General features: G+C 63.4%; 20 protein-coding genes. 6 read left to right on the forward strand and 14 right to left on the reverse strand.

All coding sequences use genetic code 11. The features are described from left to right. Window positions 1–36: 36 nt before the first annotated feature. Window positions 37–1,806, forward strand: coding sequence for an FAD-dependent oxidoreductase (locus HV770_RS10800; protein ID WP_175159369.1), 1,770 nt, complete (start codon window positions 37–39; stop codon window positions 1,804–1,806). Between the two features lie 231 nt (window positions 1,807–2,037). Here HV770_RS10800 and HV770_RS10805 read toward each other — a convergent pair whose 3' ends face one another. The 6 genes from HV770_RS10805 to HV770_RS10830 all read right to left on the reverse strand — a co-directional run bounded on the left by HV770_RS10805 (window position 2,038) and on the right by HV770_RS10830 (window position 8,889). Then, window positions 2,038–2,892 (reverse strand): IclR family transcriptional regulator, encoded by an 855-nt coding sequence (locus tag HV770_RS10805; RefSeq protein WP_175159370.1) that lies wholly within the window; start codon window positions 2,890–2,892, stop codon window positions 2,038–2,040. 96 nt (window positions 2,893–2,988) lie between these two features. Beyond that, complete coding sequence (locus tag HV770_RS10810; protein WP_175159371.1) at window positions 2,989–4,371, reverse strand: MFS transporter; 1,383 nt, start codon at window positions 4,369–4,371, stop codon at window positions 2,989–2,991. 114 nt (window positions 4,372–4,485) lie between these two features. Next, on the reverse strand, window positions 4,486–5,319 hold the full coding sequence (locus HV770_RS10815) for a sugar phosphate isomerase/epimerase family protein (protein WP_175159372.1): 834 nt from the start codon (window positions 5,317–5,319) through the stop codon (window positions 4,486–4,488). Window positions 5,320–5,375: 56 nt separating this feature from the next. Further along, window positions 5,376–5,987 carry an NIPSNAP family protein gene (locus HV770_RS10820; protein ID WP_175159373.1) on the reverse strand — a complete coding sequence of 204 codons (612 nt, stop codon included), beginning with the start codon at window positions 5,985–5,987 and terminating at the stop codon, window positions 5,376–5,378. After that, complete coding sequence (locus HV770_RS10825) at window positions 5,984–7,735, reverse strand: FAD-dependent oxidoreductase (protein ID WP_175159374.1); 1,752 nt, start codon at window positions 7,733–7,735, stop codon at window positions 5,984–5,986. The genes HV770_RS10820 and HV770_RS10825 overlap by 4 nt, the downstream gene beginning before the upstream one ends. A 116-nt stretch (window positions 7,736–7,851) precedes the next feature. Further along, window positions 7,852–8,889, reverse strand: coding sequence for a Gfo/Idh/MocA family protein (locus HV770_RS10830; RefSeq protein WP_175159375.1), 1,038 nt, complete (start codon window positions 8,887–8,889; stop codon window positions 7,852–7,854). Window positions 8,890–9,100: 211 nt separating this feature from the next. Here HV770_RS10830 and HV770_RS10835 point away from each other — a divergent pair, with 211 nt between their 5' ends. Beyond that, window positions 9,101–9,946, forward strand: coding sequence for a shikimate dehydrogenase family protein (locus HV770_RS10835; protein WP_175159376.1), 846 nt, complete (start codon window positions 9,101–9,103; stop codon window positions 9,944–9,946). A gap of 64 nt (window positions 9,947–10,010) precedes the next feature. On the opposite strand, the gene HV770_RS10840 is transcribed toward HV770_RS10835, so the two are convergent. Both HV770_RS10840 and HV770_RS10845 read right to left on the reverse strand, forming a co-directional pair. Next, a complete protein-coding gene (locus HV770_RS10840; RefSeq protein WP_175159377.1) occupies window positions 10,011–11,801 on the reverse strand; it encodes an FAD-dependent oxidoreductase in 1,791 nt (596 codons plus the stop codon). 399 nt (window positions 11,802–12,200) lie between these two features. Then, window positions 12,201–13,067: a glucose 1-dehydrogenase gene (locus HV770_RS10845; RefSeq protein ID WP_175159378.1), complete on the reverse strand. Its 867-nt coding sequence runs from the start codon at window positions 13,065–13,067 to the stop codon at window positions 12,201–12,203. A 293-nt stretch (window positions 13,068–13,360) separates the two neighbouring features. Here HV770_RS10845 and HV770_RS10850 point away from each other — a divergent pair, with 293 nt between their 5' ends. Further along, window positions 13,361–14,266, forward strand: coding sequence for a DUF72 domain-containing protein (locus tag HV770_RS10850; RefSeq protein ID WP_175159606.1), 906 nt, complete (start codon window positions 13,361–13,363; stop codon window positions 14,264–14,266). Between the two features lie 18 nt (window positions 14,267–14,284). Here HV770_RS10850 and HV770_RS10855 read toward each other — a convergent pair whose 3' ends face one another. From HV770_RS10855 to HV770_RS10870, 5 genes are all read right to left on the reverse strand, one after another. Beyond that, window positions 14,285–14,956, reverse strand: coding sequence for a UdgX family uracil-DNA binding protein (locus tag HV770_RS10855; protein ID WP_175159379.1), 672 nt, complete (start codon window positions 14,954–14,956; stop codon window positions 14,285–14,287). Window positions 14,957–14,967: 11 nt separating this feature from the next. Then, the gene (locus HV770_RS10860; RefSeq protein WP_175159380.1) at window positions 14,968–15,258 is read right to left on the reverse strand and encodes a hypothetical protein; all 291 of its coding nucleotides are present in this window, start codon (window positions 15,256–15,258) and stop codon (window positions 14,968–14,970) included. A gap of 61 nt (window positions 15,259–15,319) precedes the next feature. Continuing rightward, window positions 15,320–15,445 carry a hypothetical protein gene (locus HV770_RS39400; RefSeq protein WP_274597591.1) on the reverse strand — a complete coding sequence of 42 codons (126 nt, stop codon included), beginning with the start codon at window positions 15,443–15,445 and terminating at the stop codon, window positions 15,320–15,322. 87 nt (window positions 15,446–15,532) lie between these two features. Beyond that, complete coding sequence (locus HV770_RS10865) at window positions 15,533–15,943, reverse strand: GFA family protein (protein ID WP_175159381.1); 411 nt, start codon at window positions 15,941–15,943, stop codon at window positions 15,533–15,535. 43 nt (window positions 15,944–15,986) lie between these two features. Then, window positions 15,987–16,139, reverse strand: a complete 153-nt coding sequence (locus tag HV770_RS10870) for a DUF6496 domain-containing protein (RefSeq protein ID WP_175159382.1) — start codon at window positions 16,137–16,139, stop codon at window positions 15,987–15,989. Between the two features lie 147 nt (window positions 16,140–16,286). Here HV770_RS10870 and HV770_RS10875 point away from each other — a divergent pair, with 147 nt between their 5' ends. Together HV770_RS10875 and HV770_RS10880 are read left to right on the forward strand one after the other, a co-directional pair. Continuing rightward, window positions 16,287–16,877: a ParB-like protein gene (locus tag HV770_RS10875; RefSeq protein WP_175159383.1), complete on the forward strand. Its 591-nt coding sequence runs from the start codon at window positions 16,287–16,289 to the stop codon at window positions 16,875–16,877. Window positions 16,878–17,013: 136 nt separating this feature from the next. Further along, window positions 17,014–19,311 (forward strand): FdhF/YdeP family oxidoreductase, encoded by a 2,298-nt coding sequence (locus HV770_RS10880; protein ID WP_175159384.1) that lies wholly within the window; start codon window positions 17,014–17,016, stop codon window positions 19,309–19,311. A 567-nt stretch (window positions 19,312–19,878) separates the two neighbouring features. On the opposite strand, the gene HV770_RS10885 is transcribed toward HV770_RS10880, so the two are convergent. Continuing rightward, on the reverse strand, window positions 19,879–20,910 hold the full coding sequence (locus HV770_RS10885) for an NAD(P)H-dependent oxidoreductase (RefSeq protein WP_175159607.1): 1,032 nt from the start codon (window positions 20,908–20,910) through the stop codon (window positions 19,879–19,881). Between the two features lie 690 nt (window positions 20,911–21,600). Here HV770_RS10885 and HV770_RS10890 point away from each other — a divergent pair. After that, window positions 21,601–22,404, forward strand: a complete 804-nt coding sequence (locus HV770_RS10890; RefSeq protein ID WP_175159385.1) for a transporter substrate-binding domain-containing protein — start codon at window positions 21,601–21,603, stop codon at window positions 22,402–22,404. Window positions 22,405–22,814: the final 410 nt, after the last annotated feature.

Consider the following 22,814-nt stretch of genomic DNA (forward strand, 5'->3'; position numbering starts at 1 on the left):
TATTTCCGTGCCGCGGCACAAGGAGACATCCAGGCGATGAACGAAGCGAGACAAACACAGTGGGACGAGGAAACTGATCTGCTGGTGTTCGGTGCCGGAGCCGGCGGCATGACCGCCGCGCTGGTGGCTCATCACGAAGGCATCAGGGTTCTCGTGTGCGAAAAGACGGACGCGGTCGGCGGCATCACGTCCACCTCCGGAGGCACCACGTGGGTGCCCGGCACGAGCCTGAGCGCGAGCGCCGGTGTGCCCGACAGCGTCGACGACGCGCGGCGCTTCCTCGCCTCGGTGGTCGGCGAGCGCGGCGGCGACGAAGCACGCGCGGCGTTTCTGGAAAGCGGCCCGGCGGCAATCGACGAACTGCAGCGCATCAGCGACGTGAAGTTCGTCGCGGCCACGGCTCACCCGGACTACGTGGCGGGGCCGGGCGCCGCGTTTGGCGGGCGTGCATTGGCGCCCGTCGCATTCGACGGCCGCCTGCTCGGCGACAAGTTCGTGCGCGTGAGACCGCCGCGCAAGGAGTTCATGGGGCTTGGCGGCATGATGGTCGCACGCACCGATCTGGATGCGCTGCTCGCGCCTTTCGCGTCGAAAAAAAACTTCTCGCGCACGCTGGCCGTGGTAGGCCGCTATATGCTCGACCGGCTGCGCTATCCACGCGGCACACAGCTCGTCATGGGCAATGCGCTGGCGGCGCGGCTCTTTTACAGCTTGCGCAAACAGAAGGTGGAAGTCCGCTTCGATACGCCGCTGGTTGAACTCGTAATCGAGCAAGGCGAAGTCACTGGCGCCGTGGTCGAACAGAAAGGTGTGGGACGCAAGCGGATTCGCGCGCGTCGCGGCGTAGTGCTGGCGACTGGCGGCATTGCCCGTCATCCGGTGTTGCGCAAGCAGTTGTTTCCCGCCGGGGCCCAACCGTTGTCGCTGTCACCGGACACGCATACCGGCGACGGCGTCGGCAGTGCGCTGAAGATCAACGCGCAGTTGAACGACGGCCACGACAGCCCCGGTCTCTGGATGCCCTGCTCGATCCTGCGCTCAGGCAACGGACCAGACGCCGTTTGGCCGCACATCATTCTCGATCGGGCGAAACCCGGGTTGATCGCGGTGAACCGGCGCGGCGAACGGTTCGTCAACGAGTCGGACTCGTATCACGACTTCGTGATGGGGATGTTGCGCGACGCGAATGGCGAAAGCGTACCTGCGCATTTGATCGTGGATGCGGCATTCATTCGCGACTATGGTCTCGGACTGCTGATGCGCGAACGGAGCCGCGCGCGCATCGCCAGTTTCGAAAAAGCGGGCTATCTGATCAAGGGCAAGACACTCGCCGAACTGGCCGCAAAGCTGGGCGTCGATGCAGCGGGCCTCGAACGCACGGTCGCCACCTACAATCGCGACGCGGCGCAAGGCGAGGACCCCGCGTTTCAGCGCGGCTCCAGTCCCGTGAACCGCTTCAACGGGGATGCCGCGCAGAAGCCCAATCCCTGCATCCGTCCGATCGGCGCCGGCCCGTACTATGCGGTGACGGTGTGGCCTGCGGATCTCGCCTGTAGCGCCGGGCTCGCGGGCAATGCCGATGGCCAGGTGCTCGATAACGACGGTCAGGTGATACCCGGCCTGTACGCATGCGGCAACGACCTTGCGTCGATCTTCCGCGGCACCTACCCCGGTCCGGGGACCACGCTGGGCCCTGCTATCGTGTTTGGCTGGCGGGTCGCCAAAAATGCGGCTCGCGCAGCGCGGGATCCGGCTGCGCCAACGCGGTTCGATTCGGACGTGCCGCATCGGCGTGCGACTGCCTGAAAGCCCTTCGCGAGTACCGGGAGAAAGTTGACTGCGGGCGCCTCGACGGCGCCCGCCTTCTTATTGGTTTTCGCGCTTATCCGGCAGTCGTCTTATGCAGCAGGATGATGAGCGGCGAACGCCGCCGGAGTAAGGTCCTCTCAGCGCATCCGCGCGGACAGGTACGTGCGCGGGCACTGATTGATTCGCCATGCCTCGGCGAGCCGGACGAGCAGTCCGGCATACCCACAATCAGGCCGCCTTGGGCCGACCCTTGCGCCGCGCCGGGACCGGCTGCACCTTGGTCACCACCGGCGCGACTTTCAGACTGCGTTTGAAATACGGCGAGCTGAGCGTCGCCGCGCTCATGTCCGACACGGCTTCGAGCAACGCTGGCGCAAGCGCCTTCAAGCGCGCCTCCGGCAGGCGGCTCGTCGGTCCGGCGAGACTCACCACGCCGACGGCGAGCCCGGTGACGGGATGGCGGACAACCGCGGCCATCGACGTCATCCCCACCTCGTAGGTGTCGCTCGCGACGCCGTAACCGCGTTTTCGCGCGCCGGCCAGGTCCTGGAGAAACTGCTGGATCGACTTCGGCGCCCTCGGCCCGGTCTGGCCCGCCTTGCCAATTCCACCCTGGCGCGACACCAGTTCGAGCGCCTCTTCATCGCTCATCGTCGACAGCCACGCCTGCCCGCTCGCCGTGCAATGCAGCGGCGGCTGGCTGCCCATGTCCGGGTCGTAGCGCAGGCCGGATTTGGCGCCCTGCGCCTTGCCGACGAACGTGATGTGATCGTCCTCGACCACGCCGAGCCGCGCCAGTTCGCCCGAGGCCGAGGCGAGCCTGTCGAGCACGGGTTGCGAAATATCGAGCACGCCGCCCGTGGACAGCCAGATCAACGCCAGCGACACGAGCTTGAGCGCAAGGACGTACTCGCCGTGCTCGTCCTGCCGCACATACCCTTCTTCGCTCAGCTCGGCGAGCAAGCGGTGGGTTCCGCTGCGCGGGATGTTCAGCGTGTCGGCGATCGCGGCCAGTTGCATGCTGCCGCCCTGCTTCGCCAGCAATTCGATGATCGCCAGTGCCCGCTCAAGATTCCCCGCCATATATGAACTCTCAGTTCGACTTAGATACCGAATGAGAACACAATTCCACATCGGAATTCAAGCACCCCGCATTCCGGTGTGATACCGAGCGCCGGCCTAGTGGCCGGCAACCTCGACCCGCAGCACCGGCCCGCGATGCCGCGCGCCTTTCAGAAGCACCGCAGCGGCGCCCACCGCGGCTGGAATCGCCAGTGCCGTGAACACCTCGCCGAAGCCCCAGTTCGCGTGCAGCATGCTGGCGCCGAGCATGGCCCCCGCGATGCCGCCGAAGCGGCCGATGCCGAGCATCCAGCTCGTGCCGGTCGCGCGCATACGGGTCGGATACGATCCGGCGGCGAGCGCGCAAAAGCCGGTGTTCGAGCCGTTCATGCAGTAACCCATGCCGAACGCCAGCACGCTGATGCCGACGATGCCATGCCCCGGCAAACCCATGTACCACGCAAAGACCCCGCCGACGAACACCGTCGCCCCCAACGCGCGATGCGGGTTGACGCGGTCCATCAGCCAGCCGATCGCGAGCGAGCCGATGGTGCCGCCCGCCTGAAACAGCGCCCCGACGATCGCCGCCTGTTCGAGGGTGAAGCCGGCGCCGCGAATCAGGGTCGGCAGCCAGCTACCGAGCAGGTACACCGTCAAGAGACCCGCGAAGTAGCAGACCCACAGCATTACCGTGCCGAACAGGTAGTCGCGCGAGAGGATCAGACGGACCGGGCTGCGTTCGCGCTGCGGCGTGTCGTGCGCGACGAAACGCGTTGCGCGATCGGCGAGGCCGGCTGTGATGCGGTTCATCACCGTGACGAGGCGCGTGCGGCGGGTTTCCTTCAAGGCGAGAAAACGCGCGGACTCGGGCAGCCATTTGATCATCAGCGGCACGTAGAGAATCGGCAGCACGCCGCCGAGGATCAGCACCGAGTGCCAGCCGTGCGCCGCGATCAACCACGCGCTGATGAAGCCGCCGCCGGCCGCGCCGAGCGTGAAGCCGCAGAACACGGTCGTCACCATCAGCGCGCGGCAGCGTTGCGGCGCGTATTCGGCCATCAGCGTGGCAGCGTTGGGCATCGACGCACCCAGTCCCAGGCCAGTCAGAAAACGCAGCACCGCCAGTTCGCCGACGTTGCTCGCGAACGCCGAGCCCAGACTCCAGACGCCGAAGAACAGCACCGCGCCGGTCATCACCGTCTTGCGGCCGAAGCGGTCCGCGAGCGGCCCCGCGCCCAGCGCGCCGAACGCGAGGCCGAGCAGGCCGCCGCTCATCACCGGGCCGAGCGCATCGCGCGGAATCGCCCAGGCGGTGGACAGCGCCGGCGCGATGAAGCCGACCATCACGGTGTCGAGCCCATCGAGCGTGACGATGAACATGCACATCAACAGCACGAGAATCTGAAAGCGTCCTACTGGCTGTTCGTCGAGAAGCTTTTGCACGTCGATGACGCGCGCTGCCCGCGCGTCTGACCCGACGCGCTTCAATGATGCCTTCATGGGTTGTCTCCGGATCGTTATTTGTTGTTATCGATTAGGAACGCCAAGTCCGAGCTCCGACTTGCGCGGGCTCGTCAGTGGACTGTGCAACGGACTGTGCGACAGTCACGCGCTTTAGCCGGCCGCGTATGTTTGCGCCAGCACGGCAAGCGTCGCCTCGCGCAGCTTGCGGGCACGTTCAAGCGCCGGCGCGGTCTTCGCCCACTGCTCGGTCGGCACCTCGATGCTGAGCGGCAGATGGGCGGGCAGCGCACGCAGAATGCCAGCGAGATCGATGCCGCCTTCGCCTGGGATCATCCGCTCGCAGCGCGCCTGGAAGAGCAGCGTCTCCAGATCGGTGGGGCGCTCGGCAGGCGCATCGCAGAACTGCACGTAGCCGAAGTACTCGCGCGGCAGTGCCGCGAGTTCTTCTGTCGACGAACCGGCGCGGTCGAAGTGAATCGGGTCGATGATGAGGCCGGTATTGCTGCGGCTCGCGGCCTTGACGATGCGCGCGCCCTGCGTGATGTCCTTCACGTCGGTCCACGGCATCGGTTCGAGCGACGGCGACAGTCCCAGCGGCTTCGCGAGATCGCAGAGCTGCGCGAGACGATCCGCGGTGCGCGCTTCGTCGGGATCGTTGCCGGCCACCAGCACGTAGCGTGCGCCCAGCTCCGCGCCGGTCTCGAGCATCGCCTTGTAGTCGGTGACATGCGTGTCCGGCTTCAGGCGCAGAATCTCGATGTCGAGCACCTTGATGCCGGTGTCGCGCAAGCGCGCGAGCGTCTCGCGTTTCAGCGGCGTATCGCCGATGATCTCGTGGCGCACCTCGTGATCGGTTGCAGGCAACAGGCGCAGGCCGACGTAGTCGTAGCGCGCCTGCGCGGCGCACTCCACCATCTGCGGCGGCGTCAGTTCGAGCGCGGTCAGTGCCGAGAGAGAAAGCGCGCGCGTGTTGTGCTGTGTCATGTGGTTTCCTTGAATCCGGTTGTCCGTTCGAGCGTGATACACGTTCAGCGCCACCTTCAGCGCAGCGGCGAAAACGGCGCGGGCACGCAGATGGTCGATTCCATCGTGGTCAAATGCGCGGGGCCGCCCTTGGGCGGCCAGATGCCGTCCTTCACCGCTTCGGCGCGAATCCGCGAACGTTCGTCGACGCTCGCGTACGGCCAGATGTTCAGAAAGCGCGGCACGGCGCCTTCGAGCGAATACATCGCACCGATCAGCGGCGAGCGCTGCGTGCGTTCCGGCAGCGCTTTTTCCCACGCATCGATGGTGTGCTGCAGGCTCGCGAGCTTTGTCCCATAGACACGCATTTCGTAGATGCCGCCGTGCACGGCAGGCTCGATCGGCGGCAGGAACGGGAACAGCGAATAGCTGTCGATCTTCACATCGGTGACGCACTCGCCGCAGCCAAACGGGTTGCCTTCGAGCAGCATGCGCTTGCGCTCGCTGACGAGCGCGGCCTCCGATTCGAAACCGCGCAACACCAGCACTTGCCCGAGTACACCGATATCCGAATACCAGCAGCCGAGCAGTTTCGAACCGGACTGATCGCCGCTTGCCTTGATGCTTTCGAAGACCTGAGCATTCGAGCCGATTTTCACGGTAAGCGTCACTACGTCATAGAGGGTCATTGGATGTGTCCTTGCATGTGATTGGAGAGAGGCGCGGCGGGCTGCGTCTGAGCCGAACCGGCGAGAGCGAGTCCCGCGATGTAGCCGAAAGTCATTGCCGGGCCGAGCGTGATGCCGCCAGCCGGATAGCAGCCGCCCATCATGCTGGCGCTATCGTTGCCCGTCGCGAACAGACCGGCGATCGGCTGGTGCTCGTCATCGAGGACGCGGGCGGCGGCATCGGTCGCCAGACCGGCGAAGGTGCCGAGGCTGCCGGGAAGCAGTTTGACTGCGTAAAACGGGCCGTTTTCGAGCGGCGCTACGCATGGGTTGGGCTTGTGAAGCGCGTCGCCCTGCATACGGTTGTAGGGTGTCGAGCCTCGGTGGAAATGCGGATCGAGGCCGTTTTTCGCGTACGTGTTGTAGGCGGCCACGGTGTTCGCGAGTCCGTGCGGATCGATACCGCATTGCGCGGCCAACGTGGCGAGGCTGTCCGCGCGTTTCAGATAGCCCGAGCGCCGATAGGGGCCGGTCGGAAACGGAAACGGCCTCGATACGCCGAGACCGTAACGGCGCTGGAACCGGTGGTCGCAAATCAGCCACGCGCACACTTCGTCGTCTTGCGGCGTCGCCTCGAAGAGCGCGTTCATCAGGTCGTAATAGGACGACGCTTCATTACCGAAGCGCCTGCCCGTGCGCGTCACTGCAATCACGCCAGGCTTCGCGCGCTCGATGAGATGCGGGAATGCCACCGGCGGCTCGCCCTCTCGTTGCGGCACGAGCGACACCGGCGCCCATGCGGCGGGCGCGCGAAGCGTGGCATCGAAATGGCCGCCGGCCGCCTCGCCGATGCGAATGCCGTCGCCGCTATTGGACAATGGCGCGGCCGACCAATGCTCGCGCCCTGACGGCGTGTAAGCGAAGGTGCGCGCGCGGCGCGCAACGTCATGCGGATAGCCTCCGCACGCTAGCACCACTCCCCGAGCAGCCCGCACTTCCTGCACGATTCCATCAGTCTCGATGTATGCGCCCACCACGCGGCCAGCCTCGCGAATCAGGCCGACGGCTTTCGCGTTCGAGCGCAGATCGACCCCATGATCCGCGGCCGATTTCAGCAGACGCGCAACCATCGCGTGACCGTTGACCAGGTGCATCGAGCGGCCGTAGCGCAGCTTGTGCAGTGCGAACGTCGCCAACCTTCGCGTGACATACAACGCGGAGCGCAGCGAGCGCGTCGCGTTAAAGAAATGGCTGAGGTCGGCGCCCGATGCAATTCCCATCCCCCCGAGCGTCGTCACGGCGAGCGGTTGCCGCAGCTTGTCGATCAGCGGTCCCAGTTCACGGCCGTCGAACGGCATCGCGCAGACCGAGCGGCCTCCCGTTCCGGCGCCGCCCGAGGTGTGAAAGTCCGGAATCTGGTTGCCGTCGACGAAACGCATCGACGTATGCCGCTCGAAGAACTCGACCATACGCGGGCCGTGGTCCAGCAACGCGCCCGTCTTGGCCGAATCGAAATGCGAGCCGAGTTCGTTGCGCAGATAGGTGCGCGGCGCTTCGACATCCTCCGTGATCCCGGCACGCACGGCGAGCGGATTGCCGGGTATCCACATCCAGCCGCCAGACCACGCCGTCGTGCCGCCGAAGACCGCCTCCTTTTCCGCGACGATGACCCGCAGTCCTCGCACGGCGGCGGTGACCGCCGCAGAAAGGCCGCCTGCGCCGGAGCCCAGTACCAGCACATCACATTCGAGCATCGGTTCGCGCTTCATGGCCAATCCGCTTCCTCCTCGGGTAACTCATTTGTTGAATACTATTCCATATCGTTATTTTATTCAAACAAGGCTTAACCCTTAGCGCTCGGATGCCGAACCATGCCGCGCCTCAATCAAAGGGCCGGCGCGACGCGCGCGCCCGCCGCCGCCGCGCGATGCACGGCGAAGGTCGCGGCCAGCGTGCGCGCCGCGTCCTCGCCCGAACAGACCGGGGTTTCGGCACCGGCGATCACGGCGGCGAAATGGCGCAACTGTTCTGCGTACGGATCGCCGCTGTGCGGCGTCGTGCGCTCGTGCGTCAGCGGTTCGTGCCAGCCTTTGCCGCCGCGGTATTCCCAGACGTCGAGTTGCGGCAGGGTCAGCGAGGCATCCGTGCCCGACACGAAATGCGTGTTCACCTGCTGACGGGGATAGTGCGCCGCCTCGCCCGCGGCGAGGTCCCAGTTCCAGGGCGAGGCCGCGCAATCGGACACGGCCAGCGTGCCAAGCGCGCCATTCGCAAAGCGCAGGATGACGGCGGCGGTATCCTCGACTTCGAAGCCCCGTACCGCGTTGGACGTCAGCGCCTGCACGTCGACGATATCGCCGAGCAGGAAGCGCATCATGTCGATGTCATGAATCAGATTGATCAGGACCGGGCCACCGCCCTGGCGACGGCGCCATTCGATGTCGAAATAGGCGTCCGGTTTGTAGAAGGTGGCGAGAGCCGTGGCGGTGACCGGTTTGCCCAGTCGTCCCGACTGCACGATGTCGCGCGCGCGCCGCAGAATCGGATTGTGGCGGCGATGATGGCCGACGAGCAGCGGCACGCGCGCCCCGAGCGCCGCGTCGTTCAATTGCCGGGCCTGTTCGACGGTGTCCGCCACGGGCTTTTCCATCAGCACGGGCACGCCGCGCGCGATACAGTCGAGCCCAACATCGGCATGCGTTGCATTGGGCGTCGCGACGATCGCGCCCTCGGGCCGCACGTCGTCGAGCATCGAGCGGTAGTCGGCGAACCAGCGCAGACCCTGGTCGCGCGCGAAGCTCTCGGCCTGTGGCGAAGGATCGGCGATCGCGACGATCGCGCACTGCGCATGCGAACGCGCGCGCTCGACATGCATGCGCCCGATGGCTCCCGCGCCGATCAACGCCAAACGTCTCCTGCTCATCTGTCTCTCCTTGGATTTGAGTGCTTCTGTAGTTAGCCGGCACATCTGTCACGGCGTCTGAAACCTCATCTATTTGTTGAATGCTATTCCATATCAGATTAAAGTTCACCTAAAAATGTGCAGCAGGGACGAGCGACCCGGTCTGGATGACCGCGCACCGTTTCCGCTGTACAACGGGACCTGGAGACATTCAAAGGAGGTTGGAAACAGCATGAGTCAGCAGAACGCATCTTCGTTTTCTCCGTCGCTCGATGAAGGCCTGAGCGGCGCGACGCGTATCTATTTCATCGTCGGCGACCCGATCGCGCAGGTCCGTTCGCCTGCCGGCGTCACCGCCGCATTGCGGGCGGCCGGCCGCGACGCGCTGGTAGTGCCCGCTCACGTGGCGCCTGCCGATCTGCCCGCATTCTTCGCGGGCGTGAAGCCGATGCACAACGTCGACGGCGTGATCATTACCGTGCCGCACAAGTTCAGCGCGGCCGGATATTGCACGACGCTTTCCGACGAAGCAGGCTTCCTCGGCGCAGTCAATACGCTGCGCCGTACGCCCGACGGCCACTGGCACGGCGGCATGTTCGACGGCACGGGATTCGTCGCGGCGCTGAAGGATGCCGGGTGTGATCCGACGGGCAAGCGCGCGCTGCTCATCGGTGCTGGCGGCGCAGGCTCAGCGATCGGCCATGCCCTCGTGAGCGCGGGCGTCGCTTCGCTCGACATCCGCGATTACGATGCGGACCGCACGACGTCGCTGACCGGGCGGCTCAATGCACTGCGACGTGGCAAGGTGAGCGGCGCCGCATCCGATGTCCAAGCGCATGCGTTCGATATCGTGGTCAACGCGTCGCCGCTCGGCATGCGCGCGGACGACCCGTTGCCTATCGACGTATCACGCTTGCAGCCCGAGACCTTCGTTGGCGACGTCGTCACGAAACCGCCGCTCACGCCGTTTATCGAAGCGGCCCGTGCCCGTGGCTGCCCAACGGTGACCGGCACGCAGATGTTCGGCCGTGTCTGCGACCGGATGGTGGAGTTTCTGCTGGAAGCGGCGCAGCCATAAGCACAGAGCGCGGCGCACACGCGAATCTGAGTGTGCGCCGCGCTCTCGAGAAAAAACCCCGCCGTCAATTCGTGGGGACCGCGACCCGTTTCGAGGCCTTCGCTGGGTTTGCCGTTGCCGCGCTGGCGAGCGCGTCGTCATGTGGTTCGTAGTCCATTGCATGCGCCGCGTGACGGCCCGCTATGTAGCCGAACGTCATCGCAGGGCCGAGGTTGATGCCGCCCGACGGATAGCATCCGCCCATCACACTCGCCATATCCGTTCCCACCGCGTACAGACCGGCAATCGGTTTGCTGTCTTTAGTCAACACCTGCGCGGACCCGTTGGTTTTAAGGCCGGCGAACGTGCCGAAGCTGCCCGGCAACACCTTGACCGCATAGAACGGTCCCTGTTCAAGCGATGCGACGCAAGGATTCGGACCCGCATGCAAGGGGTCGCCGCCCTTGCGGTTATACGGCGTCGAGCCGCGTCCGAACTCCGGGTCCTCGCCGCGGCGAGCATGCTCGTTGTAGCGCGTTACTGTCGCCGTCAATGCATCAGGGGCGATACCGCAACGCTTGGCCAGTTCTTCGATCGTCGAACCTCGTTGCAAATAGCCGTTGCGGATCAGCGAACCGACCGGCACAGGAAAAGGCCGCGCATAGCCCAGACCATAGCGGCGCAAAAACCGGTGATCGCAGATAAGCCACGAAGCGACTTCTTGTCCGTCGGGTGCTGCCGCGACCATCGCCGACGTGTAATCGTAGTAGCCATCCGCTTCGTTCACGAAGCGTTTGCCGTTCGCGAGCACGCCGATCACACCTGGCTTCGCGCGGTCGATGATGTGCGGGAAGTGGCCGATACTGCCGTCTGCGTGCATGACTTTCGACACCGGCGCCCACGCGGCCGCCGACGCCACATCGGTGAAGAGATAACCGCCGGCCGATTCTCCGAGACTCACGCCGTCGCCCGAGCAACTTTCGGGGGGCAGCGCGAGGTGTTCGCGGCCCGTCGGCGTACGCGCAAAGAGCGCCTTGCGTCGCGCCACGTCGTTGGGGAAACCGCCGGCGGCCAGCACGACGCCCCTCGTCGCACGAATCGTCACTTCTCCTTCGAGCGTCGCGACGACTGCTCCACGAACCGCGCTCCCTTCGAACACCAGGCGTCGTGCGGGCGATGACTCCATCAAGACGACACCCAGGTCGTGCGCCGATTTGACGAGACGCGCGACGAGTGCCACGCCGTTGACCAGTTGCATCGCTCGGCCATAGAGCGCGAGATCCAGCAGATGCCGCGCCAAACGCCTCGCCACGTGGATGAATGATTTGAGCGAGCGCGTCATGCTCAGGAAAGCCGTCAGATCAGCGCCGGCCATGATCGGCATGCCCATGAACGAGGTCTCGCGCATGGTTTTGCGCAGACGTTTGATCAACGGGCCGACCTTGCGTCCGTCGTAGGGCGCGGCGATGACCTGATGACCTTGCGTGGCCGCGCCTTCGACGTTGCCATGGACATCGGGGATGCCGTTGCCGTCCGCGAATTGCAGCGACGTATGCGCTTCGAAGAACGAAACCATGTGCGCACAGTTGTCGAGAAATGCGTCGACACGCTCCGCGTCGTAACGGGGGCCGAGTTCGTTCCTGAGGTAAGTGCGCGGTTGCTGCGGATCTTCGAAGATGCCCGCGCGTTTGGCCAGCGGATTGCCCGGCACCCACATCCAGCCACCCGACCATGCCGTTGCGCCACCGAATACGGCATCTTTTTCGACGACAATCACCTTGAGGCCATGCCATGCGGCCGTTACCGCGGCGGCCAGACCCGAGGCGCCGGAGCCGATCACGAGCAGGTCGCATTCCATCTGATTTGAAGTGTTCATTTCCACAGTTGCTATGAAAGACGCTTTTAGCTGGCGCTTACTTTGCGCCGGTGGCCGGGTTGGTCAACGATGGCCGCCCCCCAATCCATCCACTCGGAGCCGAAGTTCGACCCTGTACCGGGGAAGGGAGTGTTGTCTTCTCGGTCCGTTCATTCGACGAAGTTGAATTTAGTTCTCTTTGGAATAGTATTCCACAATAAGCGCGGACGTGTCAATGTCAGCGCCAAGCGCTAAGACGGGCCGCATCGTTGAACCCGAAGCCGGGATGTCGAAAAAACGCGGGGCTCGACCACGCAACTGAATTGTCAAGCCGATATGGAAGTCAGACTACACCGTGCATCCGGCGCAATCAGGACCGGTCAGCAGAATTTGCTAACCGGCCGGAGAGTCCATTTCAGCTCAAATAATCGGCGCGCCGCCCGTTACGGCAATCGTGGCGCCTGAGATGTAACTCGCTTCGTCCGAGGCGAGCATCACATAGGCCGCCGCCAATTCGGCGGGTTGACCGGGTCGCTTCATCGGAACCTGCTCACCGAATTTCTCGACCTTCTCCGGCGGCATCGTGGACGGAATCAGCGGCGTCCAGATCGGGCCGGGAGCCACACAATTTGCGCGAATGCCCTTTTCGGCCAGCAGCTGCGCAAGCCCGCCGGTAAAGTTCTGAATCGCGCCTTTGGTCGTCGCATAGGCGATCAGTCCGGGATTCGGATGGTCGGCGTTGATGGACGTCGTGTTGATGATCGCCGCACCGGACTTCATGTGCCTGACCGCTGCGCGCGTGATCCTGAACATCGCACCGATGTTGGTATCGAAGGTCTTGTCCCACTCTTCGTCGCTGATGGCGTCGAGCGAGGGGTAGCTCATCTGATATGCCGCGTTGTTGACCAGCACGTCGAGCCGGCCGAACGCCTCGATGGCCTTGTCGACGATAGCGTCGCAGTGCGCGGGCGAAGTGATGTCTCCCGGCACCAGCACCGCCTTGCGGCCCGCCTCCTCCACCCAGCGAGCGGTTTCGCGTGCATCGTCGTCTTCGTCGAGATACGAGATCAGTACGTCCGCGCCCTCGCGCGCAAATGCAATAGCGACGGCGCGGCCGATGCCGCTGTCACCACCGGTCACGATCGCCGCTTTGCCCGCGAGGCGTGCGGAGCCCTTGTAGGTTTGTTCGCCATGATCGGGTTGCGGATTCATTTCAGCCGTCGTGCCCGGCGTGCGTTGTTGCTGCTGGGCGGGAAACGGCGGCGTGGGTCGTTGGGTAGCGCTCATGTCAAATCTCCAGGTGCGGGCGGATAGGGAGTGGCGTGCGGGAAAACGCTCGGCATCGCGACTTTCATGACGGAGATCAGCAACCTTTGGGCCTAAGGCTTGTGGTGCACGAGGGCACGCTCATGTCGGCAACGGCAGGGCTAACTGCCATGAGGTGTCGATTGCTCACGCTCGCTCATGCGCCCTGTGTCTGCTTCGGCCACTTTGCCGAGCACGGCGAGCGCCTCGGGGAACAGGGGTTGCTACTTCTCGTTGCGTCACAATCCACCCATGCACTCGTGCGCCCGCTCGCCATGGAACATATCGACGACGTTCGTATCGGCATTTCCGGCTGGCGCTATAAGGGATGGCGAGGCGACTTCTACCCTGAAGGCTTGAAACAGGCGGCGGAACTGCAATTCGCGTCGCGTCTGTTCCAGACGATCGAGGTCAATGGCACGCACTACAGTCTCCAGTCGCTCGACAGCTGGCGACACTGGTATGCCGACACTCCGCCCGACTTTGTGTTCGGCATTAAAGGCGCGCGGTATCTGACGCACCTGTTGCGCTTTCGTGATGACAGCGCACGGGCCGGATGCGCGAATTTCTTCGCGCAAGGACTGCTGGCGCTGAATGAAAAACTCGGCCCAATTCTGTGGCAATTTCCGCCGTCGTTCTCCTTCGAGCCCGACGGCATGGAACGCTTCTTACGCTTGCTGCCGCGCGACACATCGGCCGCGCTCTCGCTGGCGAGACACCACGACGAACGGGTAAAGACGCCCTATCTCGAGATTTGCCACAAGCACCGATTGCGCCACGCAGTCGAGATACGTCACGCGAGTTTTCTCGACCCTGCCTTCGTTGCGTTGCTCAGGCGATACGATGTCGCACTGGTGGTGTCCGATTCCACCGAGTCCTGGCCACTCGCCGAAGACCTCACTGCGGACTTCGTCTACATTCGACTGCATGGCACCGAATCCCGATATGCAGGCTCATACTCCGACGTGGAGCTCGACCGCTGGGCTGCGCGGATCGAAGCATGGCGTCATGGGTCGCAGCCGGCCGACGCGCGGCTGATCGCAGCGAACGAGCGTCCGCCCCGCCGCAAACGGCGCGACGTGTACTGCTATTTCGACAACGACGTCAAAGCACGCGCGCCATTCGACGCACAGCGGTTGATGAAACGGTTGGGGTTGCAGCGAGCGGGTTCGGCCGCGTGACCGATGCCGGCCTGGAACTCACGAACCGGCGCGTTTGCGCTGACGAGCGAGTTTCTCCGCGCTGCGAAGCGCGTCGACGATCATGGCATAGACACGCTGACGGGTCGCCGGATCAGGCGCGCGCAATGCAAACGATGGATGATAGGTCGCCACCACCAGACGCTCGCCGTGCTCGATCGGTTTGCCGAGTGCGTCCTGCAGCCGTGCGTGAGCGTCGTCGAGCACGGCTTTGAGTGCGGTTGCGCCCAGTGCGACGATCACGCGTGCCCCTGAGCGGTGCAACTCCTGTTCGAGCCAGTATTCGCAGGCATCGATCTCTCTTTGCCCCGGCGTCTTGTGCATGCGACGCTTGCCTCGCGCCGTCCACTTGAAATGTTTGACCGCATTCGTCACGTAGACCTCGTTGCGCGCGAGGCCCGCCTCTTCCAGCGCTTTGTCCAGCAGCGCGCCGGCCGGTCCGACAAAAGGCTTGCCCTGAAGATCTTCCGCATCGCCCGGCTGCTCGCCGACCAATACGATCGAGGCGTGACGCGGCCCTTCACCCGGCACCGCTTGGGTCGCATTGCGCCAAAGCGCGCAGCGACGGCACTCGTCGAGTGTCGCAGGCTGCTGATCGCGCTCGACGTCCGCGTCGGTATGCGTGTCGCGGCCCGTGCGCCGAGGGGGTTTGTCGTCTGTGGTGGCCGGCATGTCCGCGATGCCTATGAATGGCGGGTCGAATCCGGTGGGATCGGGTTTTTGTCCTGCGAAGACTGCAACGCGTTTTCCGAGCGGCTATGTTTGCGCTTCTCCTCGACATCCCGCTTCTTTTGCGTGGTATCGAGCGGCGTGTTCGTGTTAGCGGCGCTTGCGCGCTTACTGGGGTTGCCATCCACAGTGCTCTGCGCCGGATCGTCTGCTATAGGTTTCATCATGCCCTCCGCGGGATAGGGTTCGAGAACGTCGGCAGGTCTGCGCAATGCAGTCAGTCCCGGCAGGCCACGTGTGCGCATTGGGTCTATCCGTGGACGCCGCCTATGCGCGGTGTCCACGGTTCCCCATCACGACATGCCGTCAAGGCTGCCGTTGACCGCCCTGATGCTGCGGCGTCTTCTGCTGGTTCTGCTGTTGCTGGCCCTGCTGTTTGCCTGCGTTTTTGGGATTACCGGGCTGTGCATTCGATTGCTTCGTGTCAGTCATAACCACTCCTTTCGCCGGTTAAGCCGGCAGCTACCGAGGTACAGCAAGCGTCGTTCCGCAAGCTCTGGCGTCGTGAAGCGATGTTCGCTACTCCGGTCTGCCCTCGTCGTATTCATCCCGTACGCCAGCGGGCAGCCAAGGCTCCTTGTGACAGCACCACAATTCGTAGCTCGGCTCGTAGATGCCCACGCGATCGAACGCCCCCAACGGCAAATCGAGCTCGTCGCTGCTGACGTATTCCATGAACGCGACCGACCCGCACGTGGGGCAAAAATGCCGGCGCGCGCCGGGCGAACTCTGCCACGCCTGAGTAGATCCCGAGAATTCCACCGCACTGCGTTCGAACATGGCATAGCCGCCAAAAACGTTGCCATGAATGCGCCGGCAAGTCATGCAATGGCAGAGCGACACCCGCCGCGGGCGCGCGTTGACGCGAAAGCGCAGCGCACCGCACGCACATCCTCCGGTTTCCTCAACCGGTTCGCTGTTGGTCGCCATAGGCCTCTCCCTGGCGGATTCCCGTACCCGCCATTCACTCGCGTTACTTGTCACTCTTCTTCGGGATCTTCGCGCCCGACTTGCGCGCCTGATTCAACGCAATCGCCACGGCCTGCTTGCGCGGCTTACCGTGCTTCGTCTCGGTCTTGATGTTGCGCGATACCGTATCTTTCGAGGTTCCTCTCTTCAGTGGCATGATCTACTCCTTTCATTCTGTCCGTCACGAATGCAGCGACGTGACCATGCGTCGCTACACGCAAGCGAGCATACGATGTGCCCGGCGCCGCCTCGCCCAGGAATAGCGTTTGCTGCGAAGCTGCGCTGAGACCACCGGGAGTACGTCATGAAGCAAATCGCGCTGCAGCGGCTGCGGCCTTCACAGATGACGCACGGTATGCGGGAAGTCGCAAAGAAGGCCGAGCAATATCGAAGCCTTTCGGAGCACGACCGGCAAATGGCCATTGCTGAAAAGCCCGTGCCGATCGTGCTCGGTCCGAACGAAGTGGCGTATGTGACCGATCACCACCATATCGTCGCCGCGCTCCACATGCTGCAGATACCGGCCGTGCCGGTTGTACTGATCGAAGACCTTTCCTCGCTGACGCCCGAGAAGTTCTGGCTGACGATGGAAGACCGGCGCTGGACATACCCCTACGACGAACAAGGCCGCCGTCGGCCGTTCAGCGACATGACGCGACATGTCTGGGAATTGCCGAACGATGAATATCGCAGTCTCGCCGCTTTCGCCCGCGACGCGGGAGCCTTTGAAAAAACCGACACGCCGCTGGCGGAGTTTCGTTGGGCCGATCTTCTGCGTAGTCTGTTGCCTGCGCCGACCAACGATGAAGAGTTTGCCGACGCGCTTCGCGAGGCGATCAAACTCGCTCGCAGCGAACTGGCGATCGGACTACCGGGCTTTCTCGGCAAGTCGTAGCGCAGTCGCGCATGTTGCAGTCATGAGCGTTCTGCAGATGCACGACGGCCGGTGGTTGTCGCCGGCCTGGTAAGCCGAATGCAAGGCACGTTCATTGCGGACAGTCGTACACGTCGTTCATCTCGGGGAGGCCGCCATGAGCTCGGCACATAAGGACACGGACGCCTACCAGCACGCCAGCGGCGGCTGGGGATCGATTAAAGCGGTCGCGGGCGCGCTCATGCAGGAAGGCGCGCCGGTTGGCACGAGCCGTGTGCTCGTGCATCAGAACAAGCCAGACGGCTTCATGTGTGTGAGTTGCTCCTGGGCCAAACCAGCGCATCCGCATCCATTCGAATTCTGCGAGAGCGGCGCGAAAGCCACCGCATGGGACACCACCTCGCGCCGCGTCGACGCTGATTTCTTCAAAGCCCACACACTGGCGGAACTGGAGCAATGGCACGATCACGCGCTGGAAGATGCCGGCCGCCTCTGCGCGCCGATGCGATGGGACTCTGCGCTGGATCAATACGTCGAAGTGACATGGGAGCATGCGTTCGGTGAAATCGGCCGCGAACTGCGCGCCCTTCAGCCCGATGAAGCGGTGTTCTACACGTCCGGCCGCGCGTCGCTCGAAACCGCCTACATGTACCAGCTTTTCGCACGCATGTACGGCACCAATAACTTGCCGGACAGTTCGAACATGTGCCATGAAAGCACGAGTGTCGGGCTCAAGGAAGCGATCGGCGTGGGCGTCGGCACGATCACACTGGACGACTTCAAGCATACCGATCTGATGTTCTTCTTCGGCCAGAACGTGGGCACGAACAGTCCACGCATGCTGCACGACCTGCAGGAAGCGAGGGAGCGCGGCGTGCCGATCATCACGTTCAATCCGATTCGCGAGCCCGGCCTCGTGAGCTTCGTGAATCCGCAGTCGCCCACGCAAATGCTCAAGCCGGGCGCGACGCAAATCAGTACGCAATATCATCAGTTGAAAGCGGGCGGCGATTCGGCAGCGATCGTCGGCATCTGCAAGGCCGTGATCGAGGCGGACGACCACGCGCAAGCCACCGGCGCCGCGCGTATCGTCGACGCTGCGTTCATCGCACAGCATACGAGCGGCTTCGACGAGTTCGCGGACTATGTGCGCAGCGCCCGCTGGGACGAACTCGAGCACCTATGCGGTCTCTCGCGCGCGGCGCTCACGGCGGCGGCCGACGAATACATGCGGGCGAAGGCGGTCATCATCCACTACGGCATGGGCCTCACGCAGCATCGGCTGGGCGTGCAGAACGTGCGGATGGTCGTGAATCTGCTGCTGTTACGCGGCAATATCGGCAAACCCGGCGCGGGGCCGTCGCCGATTCGCGGCCATTCGAACGTCCAGGGACAGCGTACGGTGGGCATTACGGAAAAACCGGAACTCGCGCCGCTCGACAAGCTCGCCGAGCAGTACCACTTCGAGCCGCCGCGCACGCAAGGCATGGCGACTGTCGATGCGTGCAAGGGCGTGATAAACGGCAAGGTGCGCGCCGTGTTCCAGCTAGGCGGCAACCTCGTGCGCTCGGTGCCCGACCGCTACATAATCGAGCCGGCGTGGCGCAAGCTGCGGCTGACCGTCAACATTGCAACCAAACTCAATCGCAGCCATCTCGTGCATGGCGAAGTGTCCTATCTGCTGCCTTGTTTGAGCCGCATTGAAATCGACGAGCGCATGGGCCGGCCGCAGGCGGTCTCGATGGAAGACAGCACCGGCTGCATGCACGGCTCGCGCGGCGTGGCGCAGCCGGCAAGCGACCGGCTGTTGTCCGAGCAGGCGATCGTCGCGGGAATCGCGAAGGCCACGCTCGATTCGCAATGGGTCGACTGGGACGCGTGGAGCAACGACTATGCGCTGATTCGCGACGCCATCGCCGAAACGTATCCGGACATTTTCCACGACTTCAACGCGCGTATGTGGACGCCGGGCGGCTTTCATCGGCCGCTGGCCGCACGCGAGCGTCAATGGAAAACGAAGAGCGGCAAGGCCGAATTCATGGTGCCGGCCACGCTGGACGAAGACCCCGACATGCCCGCTCGCCAGCCCGACGACCTGCGTCTCTTCACGCTGCGCAGCGACAGTCAGTTCAACACGACGATCTACACACTGGACGACCGGTTTCGCGGCGTACGGGGCTCGCGCATGGTGCTGTTGATGAATGCGCGCGACATCGCGCGCCGCGGGCTCGAAGCAGATGCCGAGGTATCGCTGGAGGCGGTATCTCCGGATGGAATGGAACGTCGCATCGACGGGTTGCGCATCATTGCGTTCGACTTGCCCGAGGGTTGCGTCGCGGGTTACTACCCGGAATGCAATCCGCTCATTCCGCTGTCCCATCATGCGAAAGAGAGTAAGGTGCCCGCGGCCAAGGCGATTCCGGTGAAGGTGGTCGCCGCTCTTCGACCCGCTTGATTGCGCACGTACCCGGTTCATGCCGGTCGCGATGCGACAGCGCGCCGGAATGAACGCTGTCGCCGTTCTGTTTATGCACGGCTGCGCGTACGCTCGCCACCTCTCTCGCCGTCACCGGCGCCGCCGCATTGCCCAGGTATTGCCGATGAACGTCAGCACATGCGCGATTTCGCGATCATTCGGTTTGCCGGCGAAAGACGGCATCTCGCGAGACTCCGGGCCGCCGTCAGTATGGGGGCTCGCGCCCCTTCACCAGCAGTCGCACGAGCGGCACTGACGGTTCATCAACCGGGCAGGTGCTCGAGATCACCGGCGGTGAAGGTGTGGACCGCCGTTGCGAATGCGTCGGCTATCAGTGCAGTCGCAAGGGCCATGAAGTGCCGAATCTGACCATCAACAACCTGATCAAGGCAGTGCATCCACAGGGGGCATCGGCGCGGCGGGCGTATTCCATTGCCGAAAATCCCAAAGCCGACGACGACCTTGCAAAGAAACCAGCTCGCACTCGATTTCGGACAGCTGTCATGCATCGCCCTCTTCGTGCTAGTCATGTCGTCGCAGCGGTGCTCATTTCGCGCGTGCAGGTTCGAGGCATTGGTCCGGCTCCTTACGTCCGTCGCGAATCTGCTCCACGCAGATCGCGACCGCCTCGGCCACATTGGCCACATCTTTCTGCATCTCGACGTCGCGGTCGAGCGTGGCGTGACTGGTGGCATAAGGCTCGTAGTAGCCGATGAAGCGGTCGAGACGCGACTTCGCGCCCGACTCGATGAAACCCATCCAGTTGAGCCAGTCCGTCAGCGCCCGCCGCGAGCTTTCGATGCCCGCGACATCGCCGTGGACGACGAGGCCATACGCTCTGCCCGCCAGATGCTTCGGATAGTCCCACCCAGCGAGTTCGATCCGCTTCGCCTCGTCCGCCTTCTTCCCATGCGTCGACGTGGGGTCCGGGTTGCCGCCGTCCGCACAGACGAGACGGTCCATCAAAAGCTTCAGCGGGCTGCTGACTTGATACCAGTAGACCGGCGTCACGAACAGAACGCCATGGCACGCGGCGAAACGTTCGTAGATTTCGTTCATCCAGTCGTTCACCAGACCCAGCGAGTGATTCGGATAGCAGGTGCAAGGCCAGTGGCAGAGCGGCATCGCCGTCGACACACAGCCTTTGCAGGGATGAATATGCAGATCATGGTCCGAATTAAGCCGGGAAAGATCGAGGAAATCGACCTCGCAGGCTTTGCGCTCCAGAGTTTGTTGCGCGAGTTTGCCGAGCCGGAAGCTCTTCGACATTTCGCCGGGACACGTATAGTCGTTTCGCGATGACGCGTTGACTATGAGGACCCGGGAGGGCGTGGAGCGGTCTTGCTGTCGCGCCTGGGCGGCCTTGATGCGTTCACTGGCCGCGCGCCATTCCACGGACAGGTCGTAGTCGGGGTCCGCAAAGCCGCCCCCCGCCTTCCCGGTAACCGGCGATTTGCGGGCATTGCAATATGCGTCCCACGCAATTGCCTCGAGCCGGGCGAGCGAGGCGTCTTCCGCCCTGAACGCCGGATCGTAAAAGCGGGCCATGAAACGGTCGCGAAACGCCTCACGCGACATCTTTTCCGTCACTTGCCCCTTCCGGACTTCGATCGGCTGGTAGCCGGCAGACTGCTCTGAATTTGAACTCATGACGTGTCGCCTGAGAGCACGGATTCGTTCAGCTTCAGCAACCTTCGTACCTGTGTCGGCCCAAGTCCGTTCGGTGGGCACCATAAAAAAAGCCGCAGACAGCGCTGCGGCCAGAACACACACGCCGCGCGATGAGGCGCTGACGTTGCGTCAATGTCTCATGCTCGAGCGCGTGAAACAATCCGGTTTTTTGTCTGACCTTAGGGTGCTGCCGCGCAGGCCGCGTCCACGCTGGCATCGCGGATTTGAGAAAATTGGATGTGTTGCAAAAACGCCAAAACATATTGATCTCGGGAATTTTGGCGGTGTATGTCACCGGCGCGAGAGGATATGTGCATACAAATAGATTGCTCACGCCGTGACATATCGTGGGTGAGCGCATGAAGACGTACAAACCCTGACCTGGCCTGTGGTCGGCCCCCCTCGTGACGCACTACGAGGAGTGCTACGATAAGGCCCGCCCATCGTGATAGCTGACGGTAAAAGCGCCGCGACATCGACCAGCATTCCTCGGAGACTTCATCCCGGAGTAGTCCGCCTTCTTCAAGCAAGCCGAACCCGTTTTTTCGTAGTGGAGTAGTCAGGCCGTTCAATACTCGAACAACAAGGAGACGTTCAATGAAATTGTCGAAGCTCGTGCTCATCAACCTGTTGGCTTTGTCGGCCGCCGGCTTGGCCTCCGTTGCCGCCCATGCTGAAGATTTGCTGGACACCGTCAAGCAGGCCGGGGTACTCAAGGTGGGTCTGGAAGGCACCTATCCTCCGTTCGACTATCGGAACAACGACGGCCAACTCGAAGGCTTCGATGTCGATGTCGCGAAAGCGGTTGCCGCCAAGCTCGGCGTCAAGGCGCAGTTCATTCCTACCGAATGGAGCGGTATCATCGCGGCGCTCCAGACCGGGAAGTTCGACGTCATCGTGAACCAGGTGACGATCACGCCGCAACGCAAGCAGGCCCTCGACTTCAGTCAGCCCTACACCTACTCGGCCGCGCAATTGATTCAGCGCGCGGATGACAAGCGCGAATTCAAGTCACTGGACGAATTCAAAGGGGACAAGAAGCTGGGGGTGACGCTCGGGACCAACTACGATCAGATGGCGCGAGCCGTCCAGGGCATCAACGTGCAGACGTACCCCGGCGCGCCCGAAAAGTTGCGTGACCTGGCCAGCAAGCGTATTGATGCGACGATCGACGACCGGCTGATGCTGCCGTACATCATCAAGACCTCACAGTTGCCGCTGCGGCCCGGTGCGGTACTCAAGGGAGCCGAGCAGGAGATGGGTATTCCGTTCCGCCAGAACAATCCCAAGTTTGCGAAAGCCATCAACGATGCGCTGACCGAGTTGAAGCAGGACGGTACGCTGAAAAAGATATCCGTTCATTGGTTCGGTACCGACGTGACCCAACCCGTTGCGCAGTAATTCCGCAGCCTGTCTGCATAGGCACGCCGATCCGCTGGACTGGTCGGCGTGGCGGATTGCACACTGATCGCGCAGCGACATCCGTCAATGTCGTCAGTCATCACGCGGTCATATGAGCCGGCCCGCCGCGCCGACCAAGTCCCCCACATCTTTGCGTAGGCCGTACGACGTGTGCTCGCCCGAGCACCGCTCCCGTCTTTGCGCCCCTCGCTTCAGCTAACGCCGACCGCGGGCCGCGCGTTGAGCGTGCCGTGTGCAGGCGGACATGGCACGCTTCAGTGTCTGCTGTTGTATCCAACAGTTCTATCTGGACGCCGACGCGGCCGCGCAATCGGACCCGCCGTTCACCCATCACCGGCCGCACCTCGTGAACCATGCGCGAATGCCAGAAGTACAAACAAAGCGCGCCT

It is taken from the genome of Paraburkholderia fynbosensis (assembly GCF_902859935.1).
Lineage (GTDB): Bacteria > Pseudomonadota > Gammaproteobacteria > Burkholderiales > Burkholderiaceae > Paraburkholderia > Paraburkholderia fynbosensis.

Bases quoted from the DNA above. Each gene is read 5' to 3' on its own strand.
- HV770_RS10820 (WP_175159373.1), bottom strand. From the start codon at position 5,987: ATGACCCTCTATGACGTAGTGACGCTTACCGTGAAAATCGGCTCGAAT.
- HV770_RS10810 (WP_175159371.1), bottom strand. From the start codon at position 4,371: ATGAAGGCATCATTGAAGCGCGTCGGGTCAGACGCGCGGGCAGCGCGC.
- HV770_RS10840 (WP_175159377.1), bottom strand. From the start codon at position 11,801: ATGAACACTTCAAATCAGATGGAATGCGACCTGCTCGTGATCGGCTCC.
- HV770_RS10825 (WP_175159374.1), bottom strand. From the start codon at position 7,735: ATGAAGCGCGAACCGATGCTCGAATGTGATGTGCTGGTACTGGGCTCC.
- HV770_RS10885 (WP_175159607.1), bottom strand. From the start codon at position 20,910: ATGTCGCGTGAGGCGTTTCGCGACCGTTTCATGGCCCGCTTTTACGAT.
- HV770_RS10860 (WP_175159380.1), bottom strand. From the start codon at position 15,258: ATGCGCACACGTGGCCTGCCGGGACTGACTGCATTGCGCAGACCTGCC.
- HV770_RS39400 (WP_274597591.1), bottom strand. From the start codon at position 15,445: ATGACTGACACGAAGCAATCGAATGCACAGCCCGGTAATCCCAAAAAC.
- HV770_RS10800 (WP_175159369.1), top strand. From the start codon at position 37: ATGAACGAAGCGAGACAAACACAGTGGGACGAGGAAACTGATCTGCTG.
- HV770_RS10875 (WP_175159383.1), top strand. From the start codon at position 16,287: ATGAAGCAAATCGCGCTGCAGCGGCTGCGGCCTTCACAGATGACGCAC.
- HV770_RS10830 (WP_175159375.1), bottom strand. From the start codon at position 8,889: ATGAGCAGGAGACGTTTGGCGTTGATCGGCGCGGGAGCCATCGGGCGC.
- HV770_RS10865 (WP_175159381.1), bottom strand. From the start codon at position 15,943: ATGGCGACCAACAGCGAACCGGTTGAGGAAACCGGAGGATGTGCGTGC.
- HV770_RS10890 (WP_175159385.1), top strand. From the start codon at position 21,601: ATGAAATTGTCGAAGCTCGTGCTCATCAACCTGTTGGCTTTGTCGGCC.
- HV770_RS10835 (WP_175159376.1), top strand. From the start codon at position 9,101: ATGAGTCAGCAGAACGCATCTTCGTTTTCTCCGTCGCTCGATGAAGGC.
- HV770_RS10870 (WP_175159382.1), bottom strand. From the start codon at position 16,139: ATGCCACTGAAGAGAGGAACCTCGAAAGATACGGTATCGCGCAACATC.
- HV770_RS10855 (WP_175159379.1), bottom strand. From the start codon at position 14,956: ATGCCGGCCACCACAGACGACAAACCCCCTCGGCGCACGGGCCGCGAC.
- HV770_RS10880 (WP_175159384.1), top strand. From the start codon at position 17,014: ATGAGCTCGGCACATAAGGACACGGACGCCTACCAGCACGCCAGCGGC.
- HV770_RS10815 (WP_175159372.1), bottom strand. From the start codon at position 5,319: ATGACACAGCACAACACGCGCGCGCTTTCTCTCTCGGCACTGACCGCG.
- HV770_RS10845 (WP_175159378.1), bottom strand. From the start codon at position 13,067: ATGAGCGCTACCCAACGACCCACGCCGCCGTTTCCCGCCCAGCAGCAA.
- HV770_RS10805 (WP_175159370.1), bottom strand. From the start codon at position 2,892: ATGGCGGGGAATCTTGAGCGGGCACTGGCGATCATCGAATTGCTGGCG.
- HV770_RS10850 (WP_175159606.1), top strand. From the start codon at position 13,361: ATGGAACATATCGACGACGTTCGTATCGGCATTTCCGGCTGGCGCTAT.